Source organism: Saccharothrix sp. CCNWYY140, from assembly GCF_037401995.1.
Classification (GTDB): Bacteria; Actinomycetota; Actinomycetes; order Mycobacteriales; family Pseudonocardiaceae; genus Actinosynnema.
On record NZ_JBBEGC010000041.1, the window covers coordinates 1 to 19,680 of the forward strand.

The window sequence follows — 19,680 nt, forward strand, 5'->3', positions numbered from 1 at the left end:
TCGGGCAGGCCATACGGTGGGGGAACCGAGGCCCTCCACTTGTAGGTAACACCTACCGCGCGCTCCGCGCGCGAAGAGCGCGCGGAGCGCGAAAAGCGAAGGCGTCTGTCAGAACTTCTCGCCCTTGGCCGCCCGCTCCCTCAACGAAGCAGTAGGCCGGAACCGCTCCCCATACGTGTCAGCCAGGTAGTCCGCCCGTTCCACGAACTCACTCAACCCATACGAGTTGATGAACTGCAACGTCCCCCCACTCCAAGGCGCGAACCCGAACCCGAACACGCTGCCCACGTTCGCATCACCCACCGACCGCAGCACACCCTCGTCCAAGCACCGCACGGTCTCCAGCGACTGGATGAACAGCAACCGGTCCTCGACGTCCTGTTCGGTCACCCCCGCGTCCGGCCGCCCGTACCGCGCCAGTCCCGGCCACAGGAACTTCTTGCCGCCCTCCGGGTACTCGTAGAACCCGGCCCCGCCGGACTTCCCGGTCCGCCCCTCGGCGACCAGTTCCTCCAGCACCTTGAACGCCGGGTGGTCGCCCAGGATCCCAGCCCCCGCAGCATCATCGGCCAGCGTCTGGTCCCGGATCTTCAGCTGCAACGTCAGCGTCACCTCGTCGGACACCGCCAACGGGCCGACCGCCATGCCCGACCGCTTGGCCACGTTCTCGATCAGTGCCGGCTGCACGCCCTCCGCCACCATCGACACGGCCTCGGTCACGTACGTCCCGAACGTCCGGGACGTGTAGAAGCCCCGGCTGTCGTTCACCACGATCGGTGTCTTGCCGATCTGCAACACGTAGTCGAACGCCCGTGCCAGCGTCTCGTCGGACGTCTGCTCGCCGACGATGATCTCCACCAAGCGCATCTTCGGCACCGGCGAGAAGAAGTGCAGGCCGATGAACTTCGTCGGGTCCTTCACCGCCCCGGCAAGCCCGGTGATGGGCAGCGTCGACGTGTTCGACGCGATCACCGCGTCCGGCAGCGCCGCCGCCTCGGCCGCCGGCAGCACCTTGTTCTTCAGCTCGCGGTTCTCGAAGACCGCTTCGATGACCAGGTCGCACCCGGCGAGGTCGTCGTCCGAATCGGTCGGCGTGATCCCGGGGTTCCCGGCCGCCCCACGCGTCGCCGCCTCCAGGGTCACGTCCTTCAGGACCACCTCGATGCCGGCCTTGGCCGACACCTCCGCGATCCCGGCGCCCATCATGCCCGCGCCCAGCACACCGACCTTGGTCACCTTGGAAGCGTCCACACCGGACGGACGTGACCCGCCGGCCCCGATCTCGTTGAGCTGGAACCAGAAAGTCCCGATCATGTTCTTGGCCACCTGCCCGGTGACCAGCTCCACGAAGTACCGGCCCTCGATCTTCAACGCCGTGTCGAAGTCGACCAGCGCACCCTCGACGGCCGCCGCCAGGATTTTCTCCGGGGCCGGATAAACGCCGTGCGTCTTCTTGCGCAACACCGCCGGCGCAGCCGCCAACAAGCTGTAGACGTTCGGGTCGCCGAACTTCACGTCCGGCACGACGTACCCGGGCTGGTCCCACGGCTGCACGGGCGCCGGGTTGGCCTTGATCCACGCCCGCGCCTGGGCGATCAGGTCTTCCTTCGACGACGCCAGCGCGTGCACGATCCCGGCCTGCAAAGCCCGCTCCGGCCGGAGCTGCTTGCCCTCCATCAACAACGGCAACGCGGGCTGCACGCCCAGCAGCCGCACCATCCGCGTCACGCCACCACCACCGGGCAGCAGACCCAAAGTCGCCTCGGGTAGTCCAAGCTTGATGCGGTCGTCGTTCAGCACCACCCGGTGGTGGCACGCGAGGGCGATCTCGAACCCGCCACCCAGCGCGCTGCCGTTGATGGCGGCCACGACCGGCTTGCCCAGCTTCTCCAGCCGGCGCAGCTGCCCCTTCATGTCCTCCAGGAAGCCCAGCGCCTCCGCTGCGTTGTCCGGCGTCACCCGCACCAGCAGGTTCAGGTCACCGCCGGCGAAGAACGTCTTCTTGGCCGACGTCAGCACCACGCCGGCGATCTCGTCCTTCACCGCCTCGACCGCCGCCACGGCCTCGCCCATAGCCTGGTGGTACTCGGCGTTCATGACGTTCGCCGAGCCGGACATGTCCATAGTCAGCGTGACGATGCCCTCGTCGTCGCGCTCGAAGTGGATAGCCATCAGACCGTCAGACCCTCTCGATGATCGTCGCGATGCCCATGCCGCCGCCCACGCACAGCGTGGCCAGGCCCCGGCGCAGGTCCCGGCGCTCCAGCTCGTCGAGCAGGGTGCCCAGGATCATGCAGCCGGTCGCGCCCAACGGGTGGCCCATCGCGATGGCGCCGCCGTTGACGTTGACCTTCTCGTCGGGCAGGTCCAGCTCGCGCTGGAACTTCAGCACCACCGACGAGAACGCCTCGTTGATCTCGAACAGGTCGATGTCCTCCACCGACAGCCGCGCCTTCTCCAGCGCCTTGCGGGTGGCCGGGGCGGGACCGGTGAGCATGATCGTCGGCTCGGTGCCGACCACCGCGACCGACACGATCCGGGCGCGCGGGGTCAGGCCGAGGTCGCGGCCGGCGCGCTCGTTGCCGATCAGCATGGCCGCCGCGCCGTCCACGATCTGCGACGAGTTGCCGGGCGTGTGGACGTGCCGGATGCGCTCGACGGTCGGGTACCGGTCGATCGCCACGGCGTCGAAGCCCAGGTCGCCGTGGAACTGGAAGGACGGCTTCAGCCCGCCCAGGCCCTCCAGCGTGGTCTCCGGCCGGATGGCCTCGTCGTAGTCGAGCACCACCGTCCCGTTCTGGTCGACCACCGGCACCAGGGACTTCTCGAAGTACCCCTTGTCCCGCGCCAACGTGGCCCGCTGGTGGGACCGCAGCGCCCACGCGTCCACGTCCTCGCGGCTGAAGCCCTCCAGGGTGGCGATCAGGTCCGCGCTGATGCCCTGCGGCACGAAGCTCGTGCGCAGGTTGGTCTCCGGGTCGGCCGCCCACGCGCCGCCGTCGGAACCCATCGGCACGCGCGACATCGACTCCACGCCGCCCGCGACCACGAGGTCCTCGAACCCGGACGCCACCTTCGCCGCGGCCAGGTTCACCGCCTCCAGGCCGGACGCGCAGAAGCGGTTGAGCTGCACACCCGCGGGCCGCAGGTCCCACCCGGCCGCCAGCACGGCGGTCCGGGCGATGTCCGAGCCCTGCTCACCGACCGGCGACACGACCCCCAGCACGACGTCGTCGACCGCCGACGTGTCCAGGTCGTTGCGCCGCGCCAGCGCGTCGAGCACCCCGGAGGCCAGGGTGATCGGCTTGACGCTGTGCAGCGAACCGCGCTTTCCCCTGCCACGCGGTGTGCGCACCGCGTCGAAGATCAAGGCTTCGCTCATGCTCCCACGGTAGGCAGCGCGGACGCCCAAGCCCATGACCGCGCGGAGTGACTTATTAGCTCACGGCCAGCTGCATCACCTCGCCGCCGGAGCCGTCCGAGGAGCCGTCCGGGGAGCCGACGCGGGAGAACCCGAGCCGCTCGTAGAGCCGGCGCGCGGCGAGGTTGCCGCGGAACACCCGCAGCTGCACCCGCCGCCACCCGTGCTCCCGCGCCCAGGCCACCACGTCCCGGACGAGGGCCTCGCCGACACCCCTCTTCCGGAACGACGGTTTCACCCACATGGAGTACAGGTAGAGCACATCGTCGTGGTCCTCGTGGGGCACGCCCGCGACGAGTCCCACCGGATCCGGCGCTTCGGCCACCACTTTCACACCCCACTTCGGGTGCAGCAGCTCGCGCCACCGGTCCTCGTCGTAGTCCCGCTCCCGGGACAGGGTCGAGCCGAACGCCTGCGGGTCGCTGGCCAGCGCGGTGAGCCGCAAGTCGCGCCAGGTGGCCCAGTCCCGCGGGGACAGCCTGCGGAGCTTCATGCCCGCAGTGTCGCGCACGGGCTGTGACATTTGCGCTCACGATCTTGCGGTGACTGTGGGTGCGGCGGTCATGGCGGGTGGCCGCCCGCGGTGGGACCGTCGAGGCATGCCTACTCGCCGTTCACCGTGGATGACGGACGACCTGGACCAGCTCCGCCGGCTCGCCAGGACGTTCTTCGAGAAGGAATCGGTCCCGAACCACGAGCGCTGGGCCGCGCAGAAGCACGTGGACCGGGAGTTCTGGACCAAGGCGGGCGAACTGGGCCTGCTGTGCCTGTCCATCCCGGAGGAGTACGGCGGTGGCGGCGGCACCTTCGCGCACGAGGCCGTGCTGCTGGAGGAGCAGGCCCGGGTCGGGGACAGCGCGTGGGGCAACAGCGTGCACAGCGGCATCGTGGCCCACTACATCAACTCCTACGGCACCGAGGAGCAGAAGCACCGCTGGCTGCCCAAGCTCGCCAGCGGTGAGTCCGTGGGCGCCATCGCGATGACCGAGCCCGGCGGCGGGTCGGACCTCCAGAACATCAAGACGCGGGCCCCCCGGCGCGGCGACGAGTACGTCATCAGCGGCTCGAAGACCTTCATCACCAACGGCGCCCAGTGCGACCTGGTCATCGTGGTCGCCAAGACCGACCCCGGCCAGGGCGCGACCGGTATCTCCCTGCTCGTGGTGGAGACCGCCGAGGCGACCGGGTTCCGGCGCGGCCGGGTGCTGGACAAGATCGGGCTGAAGGGCCAGGACACCGCCGAGCTGTTCTTCGACGACGTCCGCGTGCCCGCCGCCAACCTGCTCGGCAGCTCCGAGGGGCAGGGCTTCATCCAGCTCATGCAGCAGCTGCCGCAGGAACGGCTGATCATCGCCGTGGCGTCCATCGCGGGCATCGAGGCCGCCGTGGACCTGACCGTGGACTACGTCAAGGACCGCACGGCGTTCGGCCGGGAGCTGATCAAGTTCCAGAACACCCGGTTCACGCTCGCCGAGTGCGCCACCGAGGCCCGCGTGACCAGGGCGTTCGTGGACCAGTGCATCGAGGCGCACCTCGCGGGCGAGCTCGACGTGCCCACCGCGGCGATGGCCAAGTGGTGGTCCACCGAGCGGCTGTGCCGGGTCGTGGACGAGTGCGTGCAGCTGTTCGGCGGGTACGGGTACATGACCGAGTACCCCATCGCCCGCGCCTGGGCGGACGCCCGCGTGCAGAAGATCTACGGCGGGACGAACGAGATCATGAAGGAAATCATCGCGAGGTCGCTCTAGTGGGCGGGCCGCTGGCGGGGTTGAAGGTCGTCGAGCTGGCCGGGCTCGCGCCCGCGCCGTTCGGCTGCATGGTGCTCGCGGACCTGGGCGCGGACGTCGTCCGCGTGGACCGGGTGTCCGGCGGGCCGGGGGTGCCCGGCGACGTGCTCGGGCGCGGGCGGCGGTCCATCGGCGTGGACATCCGGCGGCCGGAGGGCGCCGAGGTGGTGCTCAAGCTGGTGGAGCGCTCCGACGTCCTGGTGGAGGGCTTCCGGCCGGGCGTGACCGAGCGGCTGGGCATCGGGCCGGCCCAGTGCCTGGCGCGCAACCAGCGGTTGGTCTACGGCCGGATGACCGGCTGGGGCCAGGACGGGCCGCTGGCCGACCGGGCGGGCCACGACATCAACTACATCGCCCTCGCGGGCGCGCTGGAGCCGATCGGGCGGGCCGACCAGCCGCCGACCGTGCCGCTCAACGTCGTCGGCGACTTCGGCGGCGGTGGGCTGCTGCTCGCGCTGGGCGTCCTCGCGGCCCTGTACGAGCGGGAGCGGTCCGGGCGCGGGCAGGTGGTGGACGCGGCGATGGTGGACGGCGCGGCGCTGCTGACGACGTTCCTGCACGGCATGAAGGCCGCCGGGGCGTGGAGCGGGCCGCGGGGCGCCAACCTGCTCGACGGCGGCGCGCCGTTCTACGACGTTTATGCCACAGCGGATGGAAAGTTTGTCAGCGTCGGCGCGCTGGAGGAGAAGTTCTACGCGGATCTGCTGGCGTTGCTGGGGTTGACCGAGTCCGACGTGCCGAGCCGGCACGACCCGGCCCAGTGGCCCGCCCTGCGGGCGCGGATCGCCGCGGCGGTGGCCACCCGGACGAGGGACGAATGGGCGGCGCTGGCGGAGGGCACCGACGCGTGCCTGGCGCCCGTCCTGGCGCCCGAGGAGGCCCCGGGGCACGCGCACAACCGCGCGCGGGGCACGTTCGTCGAGGTCGGGGGCTTGGCCCAGCCCGGACCCGCGCCGCGCTTCGACCGCACGCCGGCCGGGACGCCCGCCGCGCCGCCCTCGGCGGGGCGCCACACGGACGAGGTGCTGGGGTCCCTCGGACTGGGTGAAGCCGATATTGCGGAACTACGACGATCCGGTGTCGTGGGTTAACGCGAAAAGGGTGCGACAAATCGCCGGGAGTGGTGCCGGAAAATGGGACGGCCGTACCTCGGCCTAATGACACACCGTGCGTGCGTCGCGCAAGCGGGTGATGTGCTCAGGATGTGCTGGGGATGTGCCGACGATGTGCGGAACCTCGGTAGTCCGTGCCTGGGGGTGTGGGGCGAGTGGCCCGCACCCTGGTCATCGGCGGGTGCCGAGGGGCTCTTGATCGGCCGTTCGGGTGATGTGGGTCACCGGTCAGGCGTGGCAGTGGGCCTCCATGACGCCCGGTCGTGGGATCGCGGCGCGTTGTGGGCTCATCGTCCGGGTGAATGAGGGACCATGTGGGCGAACACGGCGGGCACGCGGCCCGTCGCCGCGCACCTGTGAACGGACGGAGAGGCACCAGTGAACGTCAAGAAGGTGGTCACGCTGGCGGCCGTCGCGCTGCTGCTGTTCCTCCTGATCACCCAGCCCGACCAGTCCGCCGAGGCGGTGAAGACCGCCCTCGGGTGGCTCCGCCAGGGCGCCGAGTCGATCATCACGTTCGTGCGGAGCCTGTTCAACTAGTCCACCTCACGTAGTGCCCGTGGTCTGCTCACCATCCGTGATGGCCGGTCTCCTCCGTTGGACCGTCTGGGTGGAATGAGGGCTATAACGTGCTGGTAACAGGGTTTTCGACAAACCGGGGTCTAGCGGTTGTCGGTACCCGCTAATACGGTGCGCTGCATTGGCTGATCTTCGACCGACGAGGAGGCAGAATGGTCGAGGACTCCGGAGTCGACGAGCTGCTGCGGCAGTGGGCGGCCGAGCGCTCGGACGACGCCGAGCTGCGCGAGGTGAACCGGATCAAGGACGAGTGGCTGGCCGAGGCCCCGCCGTCCGCGCCGGGCATCCCCGTGCAGCGGGCGAACGGCGGACCGCGCGGCCTGGTGAAGGTCGAGTCCGCGGACCCGGCCTACGTCGCGGCGATGCGGAAGCGGGCGCCCGAGGTGCCCGAGGTCCTGCTCGCCGCGGCAGCGAGCTACTGGCAGCTCGTGGGCGACCTGTCCGAGGCGGAGGCGTGGTGGGACGCGGGCATCAGCCCGTTGGACCAGCGGGCCCTCGACTACCGGGCCGCCGGGCTCACGCCCGCCGACCTGGGACGTCGGCTCGGACCGATGACGGTGCTCCAGCACCTGCGTCGGGGCAGTGCGGCGGCCTGGTGTGTCGCCAGGTTGCAGCGGCAGCGCCGGGACGGCGTTGCGTGATGTCGGGCGCGCCACGCGCGAGCGTGGCGCGGCGCAAGGGCGTCGCGCGGTGAGGGCGCGGCGTGGTCGGGACCAGCGCGAACCGGGAGGGCGGGCTCCTGTGCGGGGAGCCCATTCCGGCTGAGCGCCGCCTCGTCGGTGGCTCGAAGTACCCTGGAGCCGTGCGCAGCGGTCTCATCACCCCCCAACGTGTGGCGATCGCCGTTGTGTGCTTGCTCTCGCTGGTGGTCTGCTGCGGTCTCGCCTACTGGCAGTGGGAGCGGTTCTCCGAGGCCGGTGGCACGTTCCAGAACCTCGGCTACGTCTTCCAGTGGCCCCTGTTCGGCCTGTTCCCCGCCTTCATGGTGTGGCGGATGCGCAGGCTCGCGGCTCAGCGCAAGGCCGAAGACGCTCGTCAGGAGCCGGTGGCCGCGCCGTCGGAGCCGGTCGTTACCGTGGACCCCGTCAGGACACCCGCGCACGACGACGAGGACGACGAGCTGGCGGCCTACAACCGCTACCTCCGGGAGCTGAACGCGCGGGACCAGCGCTAGAGCGAAGGCGGTCGGTAGGGCGATGAGCGGTGCGTTGGGCCGGTTCCGGTTCATGGCTTACGTGGTCGGTGTGGGCCTGCTCCTGCTCGTGGCCGCGATGCTGGTCAAGTACGTGGGCGACGCCGACGGGATGATGAAGGTCGTCGGCCCGGTCCACGGCTTCCTGTACGCGATCTACCTCGTCATCACGGTCGACCTGGCGCTCAAGGCGCGCTGGTCGCTCAAGGGCACGGCCCTGGTGCTGCTCGCGGGCACGATCCCGTTCGTGTCCTTCTACGCCGAGCGCAAGGTCGTGGAGAGCGTCCGCCTGGAGCGGGCGCTCTGACCGTGCCCGTGTTGACTGGCCCTACCAGGCACAACTAGCGTCTGGCGGTACCAACTGAACACGGCCGTCGATGTCGCGCGGGAGAGTCCCCGTCCCAGGGGCGCCGAAGGAGCAACTCCTCCCCGGAATCTCTCAGGCACAGCTACCGCCCGACGAAGGCAACTCTGGAAAGCAGGCGCACCGCGCCTCGCCCACGGTGCAAGCCGCGCACCCGCCGACGTGCGGGACCGCGGCGAAGCTCTCAGGCTCATGACAGAGGGGGAGGCTCACTCGGAACGAGGAGTCTCGATGGACCGTGTCATCCTTCGTAGCGGCAGGCCGACCGACCCGGTCGGCGACCCTGCCGTGCCCGCCCCCAGGGAGGACCCCGTGGAAACCCGCCGGACGCCGCTGCACGCCGAGCACGAGGCGCTGGGCGCCCAGTTCACCGACTTCGCGGGCTGGCGGATGCCGCTGCGCTACGACAGCGAGCTGGCCGAGCACCACGCCGTGCGCACGTCGGCGGGCCTGTTCGACCTGACCCACATGGGCGAGATCGTCCTGACCGGCCCGCAGGCGGGCGCCGCGCTGGACTTCGCGCTGGTCGGCCACGCGAGCGCGATCGGCGTCGGCCGCGCCCGCTACACGATGATCTGCCAGGCCGACGGCGGCGTGATCGACGACCTGATCGTGTACCGGACGGGTGACCAGGAGTACCTGGTCGTGGCGAACGCGTCCAACGCGGCGGTGGTCTTCGCCGCCCTCCAGGAGCGCGCCGAGGGCTTCGACACGACCGTCGAGGACAAGTCCACCGACTACGCGCTGCTGGCCGTGCAGGGGCCGAACGCGGTCGCCATCCTCGAAGGCCTCACCGAGACCGACCTGGGCACGGTCAAGTACTACGCCTCCTACCCGACCGAGGTGGCCGGGAAGCCCGCGCTGCTGGCCCGCACCGGCTACACCGGCGAGGACGGCTTCGAGCTGTTCCTGGACCCGGCCGACGCCCCGCACGTGTGGCAGGCGCTCCTCGACGCGGGCAAGCCGCACGACCTGCGGCCCGCCGGCCTGGGCTGCCGCGACACCCTGCGCCTGGAGGCCGGGATGCCGCTGTACGGCAACGAGCTGAGCACCTCCCGCACGCCCTACCACGCCAACCTGGGCCGCGTGGTCAAGCTGGACAAGCCCGGCGACTTCGTCGGCCGCGAGCCGCTGGCCGAGGTCGCCGGCGCGGGCGTCGAGGCCAAGCTGGTGGGCTTGAAGACCGAGTCCCGCCGCGCCCCGCGCCACGGGTACGCCGTGCTGGACGCCGAGGGCGCCCCGATCGGCGAGGTCACCAGCGGCGCGCTGTCGCCGACGCTGGGCTACTCCGTGGCGATGGCCTACGTGCCGCCCGCGCAGGCCGAGCCCGGCACCAAGCTGTCCGTCGACGTCCGGGGCAGGCAGGAGCCCGTCGAGGTCGTCGCCCTGCCGTTCTACAAGCGCAACTCGTAGGGAGAAACCCCACCATGTCCGAGCACTTCAACACCTCCCTCGCGGAGTTCGACCCGGAGGTGGCCGAGGCGGTCGCCGCCGAGCTGCGCCGGCAGCAGGGCACGCTGGAGATGATCGCCTCGGAGAACTTCACGCCGGTGTCGGTGCTCGAGGCGCAGGGCTCGGTGCTGACCAACAAGTACGCCGAGGGCTACCCGGGCCGCCGCTACTACGGCGGCTGCGAGAACGTCGACGTGGTCGAGCGGCTGGCCATCGCGCGGGTCAAGGAGCTGTTCGGCGCGGGGTTCGCCAACGTGCAGCCGCACTCGGGCGCGCAGGCCAACGCGTGCGCGATGTTCGCGCTGCTCCAGCCCGGTGACACGATCCTGGGCCTGGACCTGGCGCACGGCGGCCACCTGACCCACGGCATGCGGATCAACTTCTCCGGCAAGCTGTACAACGTCGTGCCCTACCACGTGTCCGATGTGGACGGTCGGGTGGACATGGCCGAGGTCGAGGCGCTGGCCGCCGAGCACAAGCCGAAGCTGATCGTGGCCGGCTGGTCGGCCTACCCGCGGCAGCTGGACTTCGCCGAGTTCCGCCGGATCGCCGACTCGGTGGGCGCGTACCTGATGGTGGACATGGCCCACTTCGCGGGCCTGGTCGCGGCGGGCCTGCACCCGAGCCCGGTGCCGCACGCGCACGTCGTCACCACGACCACGCACAAGACCCTGGGCGGCCCGCGCGGCGGCGTGATCCTGACCAACGAGGCCGACCTCGCCAAGAAGATCAACTCGGCGGTGTTCCCGGGCCAGCAGGGCGGTCCGCTGGAGCACGTCATCGCGGGCAAGGCGGTGGCGTTCAAGCACGCCGCGTCCCCGGAGTTCGCCGACCGCCAGCGCCGCACGGTCGAGGGCGCGAAGATCCTCGCCGAGCGCCTGTCCCAGCCCGACGCGGCGGCGGCCGGCGTGAAGGTGCTGACCGGCGGCACGGACGTGCACCTGGTGCTGGTGGACCTGGTGGACTCGGAGCTGGACGGCAAGCAGGCCGAGGACCGCCTGCACGAGGTCGGCATCACGGTCAACCGCAACGCCGTCCCGAACGACCCCCGTCCGCCGATGGTCACCTCGGGCCTGCGCATCGGCACCCCGGCCCTGGCCACGCGTGGCTTCGGCGCGGCGGACTTCGCGGAGGTGGCGGACGTCATCGCGACCGCGTTGCAGCCTTCGGCGGACCTGTCCGAGCTGCGTTCGCGCGTCGAGGTGCTGGCCGCCAAGCACCCGCTCTACCCGAACCTGTAAGGGTTTCCGCGCGCGACAGGACCCCCGGCCCAACCCCAGGCCCGGGGTCCTGTTCTTCGAGGGGTGGACTTCAGGAACCGGCGGGGGCCTGGACGCCGGGCGGCAGGCACTCCACGTTGCGCTTGCCGTTGGGCTGCACCACGAACCACGTGCCGCCCACGCCCTGGCCCTTCCACTGGCCCGGGGCCTCGTCCTTGGAGTACGTGTAGAGCGCCCAGCCGGCCAGGGTCACCTGCTCGGTCCCGTCGGCCCGCTTGACCGTGCCGACCAGCGCCGGGTCGACGCCCTCCAGCTTCGGCGCGCCGTTGGCCAGCAGCGGCGGCCAGGTCTCCGCGCACTTGCCCTCGCAGTTGGACTTCGGCGGGTTCGGCGTGTCCTTGTCGAACCGGTACAGCGTGCGGCCGTCGCCGTCCTGCACGACGTCGCCCATCTTCGGCACGCTCTTGGCCACCAGCGTGACGCCGGCCGGCGCGGGCGCGGCCTGGCCCGCCGGGGCCTCCTCGGTGGTCGTCTCCGCGGCGACCTCGGCGGGGGTCTCGGCGGGGTTCTCCTCGGCCGGAGGCGCCGGTGGGACGTCCCCGTAGTCGGCTTGCGCGGCGGCGCCCACCTGCTCGGTCTGCGCGACGTTCGTGCCCTGCAAACCGGCGGCGTTCGAACTCCACATGACCAGCGCGAGCACGGCCGCCATCCCACCCGCTGCGGCGATGGCGATGCGGTTTCGTCGGATCACACTCAACTCCTCCTCGGTGGCGTCGGTCGCTCACCGACGATTACGGCCCGGTCACGACCGCGGTTCAGCGCCGAACCAAGACAGGGGTCGCCGGCGAACGTCCGGACACCAGCCCCTTGAGGAGGAGCCCGTGGTCGTCACCACCGCCGGTCGACTCGCCGACGTCGTCGAACGCGTCCTGGGCACGAGCCCGCCCGTGGGCCTGCGCGCGACCGGCGTGACGATCCCCGCGCAGCAGAAGGTGTGGGCGGTCGGGTTCGTGTTCGAGGCGGTGGGGGACCGGCAGTTGGCGCGGTTCAAGGCTGATCCGGCGAACCGGGGGCGGGTGATGGACCAGGGGTTGTGGCGCTACACCCGGCACCCCAACTACTTCGGCGACGCGTGCGTGTGGTGGGGCCTGTTCCTGTTCGCCCTGCCCGAGGGGTTCCTGCTGGTGGTCAGCCCGGTCGTGATGACGTTGCTGCTGGCCAAGGGCAGCGGGAAACCGTTGCTGGAGAAGGACATCGTGCAGCGACGGCCCGGTTACCGGGAGTACGTCGAGCGGACGAGCGGGTTCTTCCCCTTGCCGCCTAGAGCTGAAAGGTGACCACGTAGACGGTCACGTCGTCGGGGTGGCCGAGGTCGATCATGACCTTGCGGTTGCCCGCGGTCACCCCGGCGACCTTCTCGGCCTTGTCCGGGTGCCACGTGCCGCTGTCCGGGAAGTCCTTGTCGGTGACCGTCCGCTGGTCCGGCACGGCCTCGCCGAACCCGCTGTCGGCGAGGAACCGGGGCACGGCGGTGGCGGGCATCCGCAGCTGCGCCATCACCCGGCTCTCCAGCCCGCCGCTGAGCGACGTGCGCGCCGCCGAGAGCAGCACGGTCCCCGACGGCAGCCGGACACCGGCGTTGGCCTCCAGCTCGGCCGCCGACTGCGGACTGGTGGAGTCCGGCAGGAACCGGTCGTCCGACCGGTCGGGCGACGAACAACCGGCCACCACGAGGGCCGCCGCGAGCCACACCAGACGCATGGCCCGCAGACTAGCCGCCCGGCCCGGAATAGGGTGTCGGAGTGGGCAACGAGACCTCCTTCCCGCGCCAGCAAGCGCGCACCCAGCGGTTCACCCTTGGCGCTCCGCGGAACTTCACCGTCGCACCCGACGGCAGCCACGTGTACTTCCTGCGCACCGCGGCGGCCACGAGTCGCGCGAACGGCCTGTGGGAGTTCGACACCGCCACCGGGACCGAGCGGCTCCTGGTCGACCCGAACGACCTGCTGACCGACCCGGAGGACCTGTCCCCGGAGGAGCGGGCCCGCCGCGAACGCAGCCGCGAACAGGCCGCGGGCATCGTGGCCTACGCGACCGACGCCGACTTCCGACAGGCGGTGTTCGCCCTGTCCGGCCGCCTGTTCGTGGTCGAACTCTCCGGCGGCGCGGTGCGCGAACTACCGGTGCCCGGCAGCGTCATCGACCCCCGCCTGGACCCGACGGGTCGCCGCGTCGCGTACGTCACCGCGGGCGCGCTGCACGTGGTGGACCTGGAGTCGGGCGAGGACCGCGTACTGGCCGAGCCCGATGCTCCGGACGTGACGTGGGGCTTGGCGGAGTTCGTGGCCGCGGAGGAGATGGGCCGCTACCGGGGCTACTGGTTCTCCCCGGACGGCGAACACGTCCTGACAACCCGCGTGGACAACAGCCCGGTCCTGCGCTGGCACATCGCCGACCCGGCCAACCCCGCCACCTCGGCCACCGAGATCGCCTACCCAGCGGCCGGCACCCCGAACGCGACGGTCGAGGTCTTCATCCTGGGCGTGGACGGCACGACCGTCCCCGTCGAGTGGGACCGCGAGACTTTCCCGTACCTGACCACGGCAAGCTGGTCCTCCCACGGCCGCCCACTCCTCCAGGTCCAAAGCCGCGACCAGCGCCACGTACAGGTCCTGGCCGTGAACGCCAACGGCGTGGAGCTCGTGGCCGACAACACCGACCCCGTGTGGCTGGAACTAGTGCCAGGCACCCCCGCGTGGACCCCGGACGGCAAGCTGGTCCAGGTGCTCCCCCGAGACGGCGCCAACACCTTGGTGGTAGACGGCGAGCCCTGGACGGCCACGGACATCCAGGTCCGCTCGATCGTCGAGGTGGGCGAGGACATCCTCCTCACCGCATCCGCAGACGACCCAACCCAGATCCACGTCTACCGCGCAACGGCGGAAAAGATCGAACGCCTGACCCAAGAACCAGGCGTGCACGCAGCAGCCCGAGGCGGCAACACCCTGGTCCTGTCCTCCAGCACCCTGGACCACTTCGGCCCGAAGGTCACGGTAGGCACTCACGAAATCCCGTCCCACGCCGAAACCCCGGTACTGACCCCGGAAGTCCGCCTCCTGACAGTAGGCGAACGCAACCTCCGAGCAGCCCTCCTCTACCCCCGCGACCACACAAAGGGCACCAAGCTCCCAGTCCTCCTGGACCCGTACGGCGGCCCCCACGCCCAGCGAGTGCTGTACGCCCGAAACGCTTACCTGGCTTCGCAATGGCTGGCAGACCAGGGCTTCGCAGTCCTGGTAGTAGACGGCCGAGGCACCCCAGGCCGAGGCCCGAACTGGGAACGCTCCATCGCCTTCGACTTCGCCGGCGCCACCCTGGAGGACCAGGTAGACGCCCTGCACGCCGTGGCAGCGCAAGAAGAGGACTTGGACTTGAGCCGAGTCGCGATCCGTGGTTGGTCCTACGGCGGCTACCTGTCCGCACTCGCAGTCCTACGCAGGCCCGACGTCTTCCACGCCGGCATCGCAGGAGCCCCGGTAACCGACTGGCGCCTCTACGACACCCACTACACCGAACGCTACCTGGGCCACCCGGACGAGAATCCGGAAACCTACGACACCAACTCCCTGATCGCAGACGCCCCAAAACTAGAACGCCCTCTCATGATCGTGCACGGCCTGGCAGACGACAACGTAGTAGCCGCCCACACCCTGCGCCTTTCCTCAGCACTACTGGCAGCAGGAAGGCCGCACACAGTACTGCCCCTCTCCGGAGTTACGCACATGACCCCCCAAGAGCAGGTAGCAGAAAACCTCCTGCTCCTCCAGGTCGACTTCCTCAAGCGATCCCTGGCCTAACCAGCGCCCGCAGGGCGCCCGAAGTAGCTCGCGCAGCAACACTCCTACCTGGGCTTCTTCCGTCATCCCCGTATGGCCTGCCCGAAGGGCTACCACACTTTCCAGGGGTTGCAGCCGAAAATTTTGTGAGGGACGAGCAAAATTTTTAGCGGCAACCCCTGGAAAGTGTGGTTGGCTTTGCCAGGCCATACGGGGATGACGGAAGAAGCCCCCGCCCTTTCTTTTCCGTCCATCCTTGGCGGCCTGCCCGCCGGCGAGGCTCTTTTAATCTTTAGACTCGCGCTTCGCTTCCCAAGCCCACGCTTCGCGGGTCCAAACAGGACGCGCTCCGCGCTCGCAAGCTCGAACGCGCTTCGCGCTTGGGAGCGCTCCGCGCAACGCGCGAAGCGCTCGAAAGATCAAAAGCGGCGCTCGCCGCGCGGCAGGCCCCCGGGGGGAAGGGCGTCGTGCTCTCCCCGTACGACCTGCCGGAGGCAACCACAGATTCCCGGGTTGTGCAAGGGAAAGGAGCTCCTTCGTCGCGCATTTCCCTTGCACAACCCGAAAATCTGTGGTTGGGCTGCGCCCAGGCCGTACGGGGAGAGCACGAGGCCCTTCCCGTGGTCGCTGCGCTTGGCGTAGCGCCTTCGGCGAAAAGCACGCGGCGAGTGTGTGGGTGGTCCAGCGGGCTTGCGGGCTTGCGGGTGGTGCGGGCTTGCGGGTGGTGCGGGGCTTGCGGCGGGCGATGGATGCGCGGCGGCGATGTGGAGCGGAGTGCACGAAGGGCCGCTTCCCGTTGCACTCCAACGGGAAGCGGCCCTTCGCGGTAGAACAGGTCAGGCGTTGCGGACCTGGTACGGAGGGATCGAGTTGCCCAGCAGGGCCAGGTCGTCGATCGTCTCCGGCTGGTAGCCGCACTCCTTCAGGCGCTCGGTCATCAGCGCGGTCGGGTCGGTGACCTCGTCCGCGCGGCCGAACAGGTAAGCCCACTCGTGCTCGTCGGAGCCGTAGTACGCCACCGTCGCGAACACGTCGTTGAAGCGCTGCCACATGCGCTTCAGCGTGGTGTTGCGCCACATCGTCTGGCAGCCGGCCTGGGAGACCACCACGCCGCCCGGCGTGAGGAGGGCCTTGCACATGGCCAGGAACTCCTCGCCGTACAGGCGGTTGTGCTGCGCCTCCTCCTCGCGCTCGTCCGGCAGGTCCACCAGGACGATGTCGTAGCGCTCCGACGTCGTCCGGATGTACTCGTAGCCGTCGATGTACTGCACGCGGATCGGGCCGTCACCCTGTTCCGCCGCCGCCAGCTCCTCCAGCGTGTAGCCGTAGGGCAGGTGTTCGGCGCACAGCTTCACGGCTTCTTCGTCGATGTCGATGTGGTCGACCACCGACGCGCCCGCGGCCACGGCCATCTGGCACACCACGCCCTCGCTGGACCCGATGACCAGCACGCGGTCCACGCGGTCCGCGAGCAGGAGGGCCGGGACCATCAGGGCCTCGTGGTAGGTCAGCTGGCTGAACTCGGTGCTCTGCCGGTCGTCGTCGCAGAACAGCGACAGGCCCTGGCTGGTGCGCGCGATCACCAGGTGCTGGAACTTCGTCTGGGTGTCGACCACGACCTCGTCGACGTCCCAGATGCGGGTCAAACCGGCCGCGAGCGGTTCGCGGATCACGCCTTCTCCTCACCGACGAGCGCGGGGACCTGGGTGCCCCGGCTGATCATGTCCGTGCGTGCGGAGCGGGCGCCCAGCGCTTCGGCGAGGAGCTGCACCGCGAGCGCGGGCTTGGCACGTGTGCCGCAAGTGAACACGTCCACGAACACCGCTCCGACTTCCGGATAGGTGTGGATGGACGCGTGCGACTCCGACAGCAGGGCCAGCACGGTGACCCCCTGCGGCTCGAACTGCTTGGAGACCACCTCCAACACCGTGGCATCAGCCTGGGTGAGCGCTTCGCCGAGGGCGTGTCGCAGGAACTTCTCGTCGTCGAGGAGCTCCGGGCTGACACCTTCCAGCTCGGCGAGCACGTGCTGTCCTGCGAACAAGCCAACCGGCTCGGATTCGCACGGGAGTCCGGACATCAATCACTCCAAACATCTTCAGAAGAGGGTGAAGCTTCGAACAAACCTTGAGCGCGCTCACCGCACGCAGTACGTGGCCAACGGCTCGAAGCCGTTGAACGCCACCGAGGAGTAGCTCGCCGTGTACGCGCCGGCGCACAGCAGGTCGACGTGATCGCCCGCCCTGAGCTCCAGGGGTAGCTCGTAGCAGGTGTTCTGGTACAGCACGTCGTCCGCGTCACACGTCGGACCGGCGATCACCACGGGGCCACGGGGACCCTCATCCAGGGAAACACCACCGCGGCTGGTTCGCAACGGGTAGGCGATCGCTTCGCCTTCCGTCTCCGCCAGACCACCGTAGCGGCCGATGTCGAGGAACACCCAACGGCGTTCGTCCGAATAGGACTTGTGCGACACCAGCACCACTTCGGACCGCAGGACACCGGACTCGGCGACCACCGCGCGGCCGGGCTCGACCATCACCTTCGGCGCGAACTCGCCGAAGTGGCGGGCCAGGGAGGCCTTGATGCCGGCGGCGTACTCGGCCAGCGGCGGCAACGGGTCCAGGTAGCCGGCGGGCAGGCCGCCGCCCAGGTTCACCGTGCTCAGCTCGACGCCCTCGGCGCGCAGCTTCGCGGTGATCTCGGCGGCGTCGGCGATCGCGCCGTCCCAGCCGTCGACGGAGAGCTGCTGGGAACCGGCGTGGAAGGCCACGCCCAGCGGCACCAGGCCCAGTTCGCCCGCCAACCGCAGGAGATCCGTCGCCATCTCGGGCGAACAGCCGAACTTCTTCCCGAACGGGTACGTCGAACCCCTGCTGTCGACCTGGATGCGCAGCATCACCGACGAACCGGGCGCGTGCTCGGCCAGCGCGCGCACGTCCTGTTCGCTGTCGGACACGAAGATCCGCACTCCGCGACCGAACGCGTACGCGATGTCACGGGCCTTCTTGATGGGGTTGCTGTAGGAGATCGTCCCCGCAGCCGCCCCGCGCTCCAGGCACAGGTCGATCTCGTTGGGGCTCGCCACGTCGAAGCTGCACCCCTCCGCCGCGAGCAGCTCGACCACCTCGGGCGTCGGGTTCGCCTTGACGGCGTAGAAGATCCCGACCCCGGGCAGGGCGTCTCGGATGGCGGTGAAGCGTTCGCGCACCGTGGGGAGGTCGATGACCAGGCAGGGCGTGCCGGGTTGCTCATGGTCCAGGAAACGACGAATACGAGCTGTTGCCTCGTGATCGAGCCGTTGGCCGGCAAAGCTCGTGTTCATCTCGCTAGGGGTCCCCCTCCGCAACCGCAACCGCACGTTGGCACGGCCGTCCACTCTAAGCGGTTTCGGTGAAGATCGCCCTATCAGGACGCGAAGTTGTGATGCAGCTCCACCAACGAGATGTCCGGCGGGGCCCCGACGCGGACCGGCGGACCCCAGAAACCGGCGCCGTTGGTGGTGTAGACCTGCACCCCGTCGACCACCTCCAGACCCGTCCGCACGGGCTGCTGGAGTCCCACTGCGAGGTGGAACGGGAACATCTGCCCGCCGTGCGTGTGGCCCGACAGCTGGAGGTCCACGCCGTGCTTGGCGGCTTCGTAGGCCTGCACCGGCTGGTGCGCCAGCAGCACCACGGGGGTGCTCTGGTCGCGCCCCTCCAGCGCCCGCGCGAAGTTCGGGCCGTCCTCGAAAGTCGCGCCGGTGACGTCGTTCACACCGGCCAGGTCGAACGACGCGCCCGCGCGTTCGACGCGGATCCGCTCGTTGCGCAACGGGTGCACGCCCAGCCGGTCCAGTTCGGTCAGCCACGGTTCGAAACCGGAGTAGTACTCGTGGTTGCCGGTGACGAAGAACGCACCGTGCGTGCTCACCAGGTCGCGCAGCGGCGCCGCCGCCTCGCCGAGCTCCTCGACGGTGCCGTCCACGAGGTCGCCGACGATGGCCACGAGGTCGGGCTGCTGCTCGTTGATCATCCGCACGATCCGCTCGGTGTGCGCGCGGCCGAGCAGCGGGCCGAGGTGGATGTCGCTGACGACGGCGATGCGGTATCCCGCAAACCTCCGGTCCAACTTCGTCAGGTGCACGGGGATCGTCTTCAGCTGGGGCGCGCCCAGCGCCTGGGTCATGCCGTAGCCGATCGTCCCCACCGTCACGGCTCCGGCCGCCACGGCGAGTGACCGCGCGATGAACAACCGGCGATCGGGGTCCTCGGGCGTTTCCACCGGCTCGGCCGGAGCGTCGACCGGTTCGGCCGCCGGCGCGCTCACCGCGACCGGCACCTTCCGCCGCGCCGCCCGGTTGAGCAGCAGCTGCGGGACCTCCAGCACACCGAAGAGCACGGCCAGGTAGAACACGCTGGCCAGCCACAAGTACCCCGGCCACGCCAGCAGCGGCGACTCGACCACCATCGTGACGATCAGCAGCACGAACAAGCCGACGACCACGCCGGTGCCGATCCGCCGCGCCCGTCCGGGCCGGGTCGTGTTCCGCACGGCCTTCCGCCACACGTAGTAGTGGGCGGCGCCCATGACGACCGTGAACATCAACAAGAACAACAACGCCCGGCCTCCCAGTGTCCCTTGCGAAACCAGTCTCCACGAAACTCGTGAACGGCATGCAACCCGCCGGGCCTCCGGACGCGTGACTAACCCGGTACCGCGGGATGGGGAGGAC

At 69.9% G+C, this 19,680-nt stretch carries 18 protein-coding genes, 1 pseudogene and 2 riboswitches; of the genes and pseudogenes, 10 read left to right on the plus strand and 9 right to left on the minus strand.

The window, feature by feature from the left end:
- Window positions 1-108 precede the first annotated feature (108 nt).
- From WBN91_RS19565 to WBN91_RS19575, 3 genes are read right to left on the minus strand one after another with little or no spacing between them, the layout of a single operon-like run.
- A complete protein-coding gene (locus WBN91_RS19565; RefSeq protein WP_337725325.1) occupies window positions 109-2,172 on the minus strand; it encodes a 3-hydroxyacyl-CoA dehydrogenase NAD-binding domain-containing protein in 2,064 nt (687 codons plus the stop codon).
- A gap of 7 nt (window positions 2,173-2,179) precedes the next feature.
- On the minus strand, window positions 2,180-3,382 hold the full coding sequence (locus WBN91_RS19570; protein ID WP_337725324.1) for an acetyl-CoA C-acetyltransferase: 1,203 nt from the start codon (window positions 3,380-3,382) through the stop codon (window positions 2,180-2,182).
- Between the two features lie 55 nt (window positions 3,383-3,437).
- The gene (locus WBN91_RS19575; protein WP_337725323.1) at window positions 3,438-3,914 is read right to left on the minus strand and encodes a GNAT family N-acetyltransferase; all 477 of its coding nucleotides are present in this window, start codon (window positions 3,912-3,914) and stop codon (window positions 3,438-3,440) included.
- A gap of 106 nt (window positions 3,915-4,020) precedes the next feature.
- On the opposite strand from WBN91_RS19575, the gene WBN91_RS19580 reads away from it, so the two are divergent.
- The 8 genes from WBN91_RS19580 to glyA all read left to right on the plus strand — a co-directional run bounded on the left by WBN91_RS19580 (window position 4,021) and on the right by glyA (window position 11,148).
- Window positions 4,021-5,169, plus strand: coding sequence for an acyl-CoA dehydrogenase family protein (locus WBN91_RS19580; protein ID WP_337725322.1), 1,149 nt, complete (start codon window positions 4,021-4,023; stop codon window positions 5,167-5,169).
- Entirely contained in the window at window positions 5,169-6,299 is a 1,131-nt protein-coding gene (locus WBN91_RS19585) for a CaiB/BaiF CoA transferase family protein (RefSeq protein WP_337725320.1), read from the plus strand. Before WBN91_RS19580 ends, WBN91_RS19585 begins: the two co-directional genes overlap by 1 nt.
- Before the next feature lie 399 nt (window positions 6,300-6,698).
- Window positions 6,699-6,860, plus strand: coding sequence for a hypothetical protein (locus tag WBN91_RS19590; RefSeq protein ID WP_170199802.1), 162 nt, complete (start codon window positions 6,699-6,701; stop codon window positions 6,858-6,860).
- Between the two features lie 191 nt (window positions 6,861-7,051).
- Window positions 7,052-7,540 carry a helix-turn-helix transcriptional regulator gene (locus WBN91_RS19595; RefSeq protein WP_121227042.1) on the plus strand — a complete coding sequence of 163 codons (489 nt, stop codon included), beginning with the start codon at window positions 7,052-7,054 and terminating at the stop codon, window positions 7,538-7,540.
- Between the two features lie 161 nt (window positions 7,541-7,701).
- Window positions 7,702-8,073: a hypothetical protein gene (locus WBN91_RS19600; RefSeq protein ID WP_337725319.1), complete on the plus strand. Its 372-nt coding sequence runs from the start codon at window positions 7,702-7,704 to the stop codon at window positions 8,071-8,073.
- A 22-nt stretch (window positions 8,074-8,095) separates the two neighbouring features.
- Window positions 8,096-8,398, plus strand: coding sequence for a DUF3817 domain-containing protein (locus WBN91_RS19605; RefSeq protein ID WP_337725318.1), 303 nt, complete (start codon window positions 8,096-8,098; stop codon window positions 8,396-8,398).
- 68 nt (window positions 8,399-8,466) lie between these two features.
- A riboswitch (glycine riboswitch) is annotated at window positions 8,467-8,556 on the plus strand.
- A gap of 1 nt (window position 8,557) precedes the next feature.
- Window positions 8,558-8,661, plus strand: a riboswitch (glycine riboswitch).
- A gap of 25 nt (window positions 8,662-8,686) precedes the next feature.
- The gene (gene gcvT / locus WBN91_RS19610; protein WP_443217755.1) at window positions 8,687-9,868 is read left to right on the plus strand and encodes a glycine cleavage system aminomethyltransferase GcvT; all 1,182 of its coding nucleotides are present in this window, start codon (window positions 8,687-8,689) and stop codon (window positions 9,866-9,868) included.
- Between the two features lie 14 nt (window positions 9,869-9,882).
- Entirely contained in the window at window positions 9,883-11,148 is a 1,266-nt protein-coding gene (gene glyA / locus WBN91_RS19615) for a serine hydroxymethyltransferase (RefSeq protein WP_337725317.1), read from the plus strand.
- Window positions 11,149-11,218: 70 nt separating this feature from the next.
- Here glyA and WBN91_RS19620 read toward each other — a convergent pair whose 3' ends face one another.
- Window positions 11,219-11,878 (minus strand): hypothetical protein, encoded by a 660-nt coding sequence (locus WBN91_RS19620; protein ID WP_337725316.1) that lies wholly within the window; start codon window positions 11,876-11,878, stop codon window positions 11,219-11,221.
- Between the two features lie 241 nt (window positions 11,879-12,119).
- Here WBN91_RS19620 and WBN91_RS19625 point away from each other — a divergent pair.
- Window positions 12,120-12,464, plus strand: a pseudogene (locus WBN91_RS19625) (DUF1295 domain-containing protein); the annotation flags it as partial.
- Here the strand turns inward: WBN91_RS19625 and WBN91_RS19630 are convergent.
- The gene (locus WBN91_RS19630) at window positions 12,448-12,888 is read right to left on the minus strand and encodes a hypothetical protein (protein ID WP_337725315.1); all 441 of its coding nucleotides are present in this window, start codon (window positions 12,886-12,888) and stop codon (window positions 12,448-12,450) included. The pseudogene WBN91_RS19625 and the gene WBN91_RS19630 overlap by 17 nt on opposite strands.
- A gap of 41 nt (window positions 12,889-12,929) precedes the next feature.
- Between WBN91_RS19630 and WBN91_RS19635 the strand changes: the two genes are divergently transcribed.
- A complete protein-coding gene (locus WBN91_RS19635) occupies window positions 12,930-14,984 on the plus strand; it encodes a S9 family peptidase (RefSeq protein WP_337725314.1) in 2,055 nt (684 codons plus the stop codon).
- Window positions 14,985-15,799: 815 nt separating this feature from the next.
- Here WBN91_RS19635 and WBN91_RS19640 read toward each other — a convergent pair.
- The 4 genes from WBN91_RS19640 to WBN91_RS19655 form a co-directional block, all read right to left on the minus strand.
- Window positions 15,800-16,636, minus strand: a complete 837-nt coding sequence (locus WBN91_RS19640; protein WP_337725313.1) for a spermidine synthase — start codon at window positions 16,634-16,636, stop codon at window positions 15,800-15,802.
- Window positions 16,633-17,043, minus strand: coding sequence for an adenosylmethionine decarboxylase (gene speD / locus WBN91_RS19645; RefSeq protein WP_121227062.1), 411 nt, complete (start codon window positions 17,041-17,043; stop codon window positions 16,633-16,635). The genes WBN91_RS19640 and speD overlap by 4 nt, the downstream gene beginning before the upstream one ends.
- A gap of 57 nt (window positions 17,044-17,100) precedes the next feature.
- Window positions 17,101-18,288, minus strand: a complete 1,188-nt coding sequence (locus WBN91_RS19650) for a type III PLP-dependent enzyme (protein ID WP_337725312.1) — start codon at window positions 18,286-18,288, stop codon at window positions 17,101-17,103.
- An 83-nt stretch (window positions 18,289-18,371) separates the two neighbouring features.
- Window positions 18,372-19,565, minus strand: coding sequence for a metallophosphoesterase (locus tag WBN91_RS19655; protein ID WP_337725311.1), 1,194 nt, complete (start codon window positions 19,563-19,565; stop codon window positions 18,372-18,374).
- Window positions 19,566-19,680: the final 115 nt, after the last annotated feature.